This window comes from Polaromonas sp. (assembly GCF_030682935.1).
Classification (GTDB): Bacteria; Pseudomonadota; Gammaproteobacteria; order Burkholderiales; family Burkholderiaceae_C; genus Polaromonas.
This window is the reverse complement of sequence record NZ_JAUXNA010000193.1, coordinates 1-6,429: the sequence shown is the minus strand read 5'-3', so window position 1 is coordinate 6,429 and position 6,429 is coordinate 1. Positions and strand designations below refer to the sequence as shown.

The following is a 6,429-nucleotide window of genomic DNA, read 5'->3' as shown; positions in this document are numbered from 1 at the left end:
CCCAGGTGGACGTGCAAAACCGCCTGTCGCGGGCCTCGCCGCGCCTGCCTCAGGCCGTGACGCAGCAAGGCGTGCGGGTTGATAAGTCGCGCTCGAACTTCCTGCTGTTCACCATGCTGTCCTCCGATAATCCGGCGATTGATCCGATTGCGCTGGGCGACTATGCCTCGCGCAACGTGGTGCCCGAACTCCAGCGCCTGCCCGGCATTGGCCAGGCCCAGCTGTTTGGCACCGAGCGCGCCATGCGGATCTGGGTTGATCCGGCCAAATTGGCGGGTTTTGCGCTGTCGGCGGCCGATGTGACGACGGCCATCCGGGCGCAGAACGCCCAGATCGCCTCCGGCACGATTGGTGATTTGCCGAACGTGGCGGGGCAGGGCATTGCGGCCACGGTGGTGGTCAATGGCCAGCTCTCCAGCGTCGAGCAGTTCGGCAAGATCGTGCTGCGGGCCAATACAGATGGCTCGACCGTGCGACTCAAGGACGTGGCCCGCATTGAGCTGGGTGCGCAGACCTATGCGACGTCAGCGCGCCTTAATGGCAAGCCTGCCACCGGCATTGGCCTGCAACTGGCCCCGAGCGGCAACTCGCTGGCAGCCGCCAAGGCCGTGCGCGCCAAAATGGAACAACTCAAGCCCTACTTTCCCCAAGGCGTGAGCTATTCGATTCCTTATGACAGTTCACGTTTCGTGAGCATCTCGATTCAGCAGGTGGCCACCACCCTCATCGAGGCCGTCGTGCTGGTGTTCCTGGTGATGTTTTTGTTCCTGCAGAACTGGCGCTACACCATTATTCCAACCATTGTGGTGCCGATTGCCCTGCTGGGAACCTTTGCCACGCTGCTGGCGCTGGGTTTTTCCATCAACGTACTGACCATGTTCGGCATGGTGCTGGTGATTGGCATCGTGGTCGATGATGCGATTGTGGTCGTTGAAAACGTCGAACGCATCATGAGCGAAGAAGGCCTGCCGCCGCTGGAGGCCACGCGCAAGGCCATGAGCCAGATTTCGGGCGCGATCATCGGCGTCACGGTGGTGCTGATTTCGGTGTTTGTGCCGCTGGCCTTTTTTGCCGGCTCGGTCGGCAATATCTACCGCCAGTTCTCCGCCGTCATGGTCGCGTCGATTGGTTTTTCCGCATTTCTGGCGTTGTCCCTCACGCCGGCGCTGTGCGCCACGCTGCTCAAGCCGGTGGATGCCGGCCATCAGCATGCAAAGACGGGCTTTTTTGGCTGGTTTAACCGGGGCTTTTCCCGCACCGCCAAGGGCTATGAAGGCCTGGTGGCCCGCCTGCTCAAGCGCGCCGGGCGCTACCTGATTATTTATGCGGCCATCATCGGCGTGGTGGCACTGGTTTACGCCCGCCTGCCGACCTCCTTTTTACCCGCCGAAGACCAGGGCACCCTGCTGGTGAATGTGCAGCTGCCGCCCGGCGCCACGGTGGAGCGCACCCGCGCCGTCATGGAGCAGGTCGAAGGTTTCATGCTCAAGCAGCCTGAAGTGCAAGGCATGGTCGGCGTCCTGGGTTTCAGCTTTTCGGGTCAAGGGCAAAACGCCGCGCTGGCCTTTGTGACGCTGAAGGACTGGTCCGAGCGCAAGGACAAGGGCCAGCAGGCCGATGCCCTGGCCGGACGGGCGTTTGGCGCACTGTCAGGGATTCGCGACGCGTTTGTGTTTCCGCTCAGCCCGCCGCCGATTCCTGAGTTGGGTTCAGCCAGCGGCTTTACTTTCCGCCTGCAGGACCGTGCCGGGGCGGGTGGCGAGGCGCTGCTGGCGGCACGTAACCAGATGCTGGGCATGGCGGGCAAAAGCACGGTGCTGGCGCAGGTCAGGCCCGACGGCCTGGAAGACGCGCCGCAGCTGCAGCTCGACATTGACCGCGACAAGGCCAATGCCCTGGGCGTGAGCTTTGATGCCATCAACACGGCCTTGTCCACTTCGCTGGGTTCGAGCTATGTCAATGACTTTCCGAACCAGGGACGCTTGCAGCGTGTGGTGGTGCAGGCCGATGCGCCGGCCCGCATGCAGCCCGATGACCTGCTCAAGCTCAACGCCAGCAACAGCCAGGGCCGGCCGGTGCCGCTGTCGGCTTTTGCCACCACCCGCTGGGTCAAGGGCGCGATGCAGACGGTGCGCTACAACGGCTACCCCGCCATGCGCATCAGCGGCGCCGCCGCGCCGGGCTACAGCACGGGCGCGGCCATGGCAGAAATGGAAAAGATCGTGGCGCAGTTGCCGCCGGGTTTTGGCTTTGAATGGAGCGGGCAGTCACGCGAGGAAAAGCTGGCGGGCTCGCAGGCCATGATCCTCTATGGCTTTGCCATCCTGGCGGTGTTCCTGTGCCTCGCGGCGCTGTACGAAAGCTGGAGCATTCCACTGGCCGTTATTCTGGTCGTGCCGCTCGGCGTGCTGGGCGTGCTGCTGGCGACCTTGCTGCGCGGCTATGCCAATGACGTGTATTTCCAGGTCGGCCTGATCACCATCATTGGCCTGTCGGCGAAGAACGCCATTCTGATCATCGAGTTTGCCAAAGACCTGCATGCGCAGGGCAAGGGCGTTGTCGAGTCGGCGCTGGCTGCTGCGCATTTGCGCTTTCGGCCCATTGTCATGACCTCGCTGGCGTTCATGCTCGGCGTCTTGCCACTGGCGATTGCCACCGGGGCCAGTTCCGCGAGCCAGCGGGCCATCGGCACAGGCGTGATCGGCGGCATGATGACCGGCACCGCGCTGGCCGTGTTTTTTGTGCCTATCTTCTTTGTCGTGGTGCTCGGTTTTTTCAAGGGCAGCGAGCGCCAGCGAAAAATGCATGCCAGGCACGCCGAAGCCGCCGGTATAGGCGGCGATGACAGCCATGAAGTAACGCAAGCCAATCAAGGCAAGGCCCCATGATCAAGAACCGCTTCCCCAAACTCCTGACGCTGAGCGCCGTGGCGCTGCTGGCCGGCTGTTCGCTGATTCCCGTCCATGAGCGGCCTGCTGCGCCGATCGCCGCAACCTACCCGGCTTATGGCGGCCCGGCGGTGACTGCGTCGGCTGACGCCAGCCCGGCTTCCAGCGTGGCCTGGCAGGATTTTTTTGCCGACAGCGAACTCAAGCGCCTGATCGGGCTGTCGCTGGCCAACAACCGTGACCTTCGCGTCGCGGTGCTCAACATCGAGCAGGCCAGGGCGCAGTACCAGATCCGCCGTGCGGATCAGCTCCCCACCGTCAACGGCGTGTTCAGCGGCTCGCGCACGCCCACGGCCAGCGGCGGCATCAACAGCCTTTACAACGTCGGGTTGGCCGTCACGGCCTACGAGCTGGACTTCTTTGGCCGCGTCAGCAGCCTCAAGGAAGCCGCGCTGGGCCAGTACCTCGCCACGCAAGAGGGCCGAAAGACCGCGCAAATCAGCCTGATCGCGGCGCTGGCCAACACCTACCTCAGCCTTTTGGCCGATGAGGAATTACTCGACATCACGCGCCAGACGCTGGCGACGCGCGAAGACTCCATGAAGCTGAGCAAGCTGCGCTTTGACAACGGCGTGACGTCCGAGCTCGACTACCGCCAGGCCGAATCCCTCGCTGAAGCGGCCCGCGTGGCCTACGCGCAGCAGCAACGCCAGCGCGCGCTCGACCTGAACGCGCTGACCCTGCTGGTGGGCCAGCCGCTGCCGGAGTGGTCGGCCGACCTGGCCCCACCAGCGGGCCCGCGCGCGCCCCTCGTGCAGGCGCAGCCCATGGCCGATGTGCCGGCTGGTCTGCCGTCCGAGTTGCTGACCCATCGGCCCGATATTCGCCAGGCCGAGCAACTGCTGCTGGCGTCGAACGCCAACATTGGCGCGGCGCGCGCGGCATTTTTTCCGCGCATTGCGCTGACGGTGGGCGCGGGCAGCGCCAGCGGCCAGTTGTCCGGCCTGCTGAAAGGCGGCTCCTGGGGCTGGACGATCGCGCCGCAACTGGTGCTGCCGATTTTTGACGCCGGGCGCAACCAGGCCGGACTCGATTCGGCCAGGGTCGGGCGCGACATCGCTATTGCGCAGTACGAAAAAGCGATTCAAACCGCGTTCCGTGAAGTCGCCGATGCGCTGGCCACCCGTGCCACGCTGGCCGACCAGCTGGGCGCCCAGCAGCGCCAGGCCACGGCCGAAGCGACCCGCTTCAAGCTGTCCGACCTGCGCTACCAGAACGGCATTTCAAGCTACCTTGATCTGCTTGATGCGCAGCGCTCGTTGTTTTCCGCGCGGCAGGCGGTGGTGCAAACCCGGCTGGCCCAGCTGCAAAGCCAGGTCACCTTGTACAAAACGCTCGGTGGTGGGTGGAAAGAGCCTGCAGAGAGCCTGGACGCACCGGCTGCACCCCGGCCGTAAGTCGCCTGTATTTAAGCATTTTATGGCTGTAGCCCATTGGCAACGGGGGTACGCAGCTATTAAATCAGGAGCGTTTTGATCGGGTCTGACAAGCCCAGCCAGCGCCCTGCGGCGGCCTGCAGGGTTTGCGGCTGACCAGTGGTGAACAGGCTGACTTGTCCGGGAGCGCTTGAAGCAGGGTTGTCGTCATGGTTTTCCGCCGTGTGCAGCAGCCGCCGCGTCTGGCGCGCAATCGCCTCGCCGTTGTCGATGATCTGCACCTCAGGGCCCAGCAAGACGCGCAGGTGGGCGCTGGCAAACGGGTAGTGCGTGCAACCCAGCACCAGCGTGTCAATCTGCCCTTTTTTGGTGCCAAATAGGCCCATAGCCCGCGTGTAGCGGGAACATAGTGCTATGGTTTCCGTAGTTTCGCCGGTTTCAGCGCTGCGTTCAATGGCGTCGGCCAGCCCATCACAGGCCTGCACTACAAAGCTGGCGCGCCCGGCCTGTGAGGCGAGCAGGGCCTGAAACTTGGCGCTGGAAAGCGTGCTGCGCGTCGCCATGACGCCGATGCGCCCGGTCTGGCTGAGCGCCACGGCTGGTTTCAGCGCCGGTTCGACACCGATCAGCGCCAGCCCGGGATGCTCGGCGCGCAGCAAATGAATCGCGGCGGCCGTGGCCGTGTTGCAGGCGATCACCATCGCCTTGACGTTCTGGCTGAGCAGGTAGCGCGTGATGGCGCGCGAGCGTTCCAGCACATGCGCCTCATCGCGCTCGCCATACGGCGCGTGGCCGCTGTCGGCGATGTAGATGAAGTGCTCGTGCGGCAGTTCGGCCCGCAGCGCCTTGAGCACGCTGAGGCCGCCTATGCCGCTGTCAAAAACACCTGTTGTCTGCGATGTCACGGGCTTGCTGCCTGGCGCTGCTGGTCAGGCGTTGGTCACCGCAATGTTCTTGAACTCGCCGGTGGCGATCCGGCCTTGCCATTCGGCCGGGCCTGTGATGTGCGCGCTGGTGCCGCCCGCATCAACCGCCACGGTCACCGGCATGTCCACCACGTCAAATTCGTAGATCGCTTCCATGCCCAGGTCGGCAAAGCCCACGACTTCGGCGTGCTTGATGGCCTTGGACACCAGGTAAGCGGCACCGCCGACGGCCATCAGGTAGGCGCTTTTGTGTTTCTTGATGGCTTCAATCGCGACCGGACCGCGCTCGGCCTTGCCGACCATCGAGATCAGGCCGGTCTGCGCCAGCATCATTTCCGTGAAGCCGTCCATGCGGGTGGCCGTGGTCGGGCCGGCGGGGCCGACCGCTTCGCCCTTGACCGGATCAACCGGGCCAACGTAGTAAATCACGCGGTTGGTGAAATCGACCGGCAGTTTTTCGCCCTTGGCCAGCATGTCGGCAATGCGCTTGTGCGCGGCGTCGCGGCCGGTCAGCATCTTGCCGTTGAGCAGCAGCGTGTCGCCCGGCTTCCAGCTGGCGACTTCTTCGCGGGTCAATGTGTTGAGGTTGACCTTTTTGCTTTTGACGTAATCGGGCGTCCAGTTCACGTCGGGCCAGGTATCCAGGCTGGGCGGTGTCAGGTAAACCGGGCCGCTGCCGTCCATGACGAAATGCGCGTGGCGCGTGGCGGCGCAGTTCGGAATCATGGCGACCGGCTTGCTGGCCGCGTGCGTCGGGTACATCTTGATCTTGACGTCAAGCACGGTGGTCAGGCCGCCCAGGCCCTGCGCGCCTATGCCCAGCGCGTTGACCTTTTCAAACAGCTCCAGGCGCAGGGCCTCGACCTTGTCGAGTGCAGGGCCGCCGGTTTTCGCGGCTTCGGCCTTGGCCTGCAGTTCGTACATGTCCAGGTCGTCCATCAGGCTTTCCTTGGCCATCAGCACCGCCTTTTCTGCCGTGCCGCCAATGCCGATGCCCAGCATGCCCGGTGGGCACCAGCCAGCGCCCATCGTTGGCACGGTCTTGAGCACCCAGTCCACCACGCTGTCGCTGGGGTTCAGCATGTACATCTTGGACTTGTTCTCCGAGCCGCCGCCCTTGGCTGCCACGGTGATGTCCACCGTGTTGCCCGGCACGATTTCGGTGAAGATCACTGCGGG

The 6,429-nt window shown here is 64.2% G+C and carries 4 protein-coding genes; 2 read left to right on the top strand and 2 right to left on the bottom strand.

Features of this window, described 5'->3' with window-relative positions:
- Together Q8K05_RS08590 and Q8K05_RS08585 are read left to right on the top strand one after the other, a co-directional pair.
- Positions 1–2,888: efflux RND transporter permease subunit (locus Q8K05_RS08590; protein WP_305246215.1), on the top strand; the 2,888-nt coding region annotated here is incomplete at its 5' end.
- A complete protein-coding gene (locus tag Q8K05_RS08585) occupies positions 2,885–4,345 on the top strand; it encodes an efflux transporter outer membrane subunit (RefSeq protein WP_305246214.1) in 1,461 nt (486 codons plus the stop codon). The genes Q8K05_RS08590 and Q8K05_RS08585, both read left to right, overlap by 4 nt.
- Positions 4,346–4,404: 59 nt before the next feature.
- Here the strand turns inward: Q8K05_RS08585 and murI are convergent, their stop codons facing one another.
- Together murI and Q8K05_RS08575 are read right to left on the bottom strand one after the other, a co-directional pair.
- The gene (gene murI / locus Q8K05_RS08580; RefSeq protein ID WP_305246213.1) at positions 4,405–5,229 is read right to left on the bottom strand and encodes a glutamate racemase; all 825 of its coding nucleotides are present in this window, start codon (positions 5,227–5,229) and stop codon (positions 4,405–4,407) included.
- Positions 5,230–5,253: 24 nt separating this feature from the next.
- Positions 5,254–6,429 (bottom strand): fumarate hydratase (locus Q8K05_RS08575; protein WP_305246212.1); only part of this gene is annotated, 1,176 nt, incomplete at its 5' end.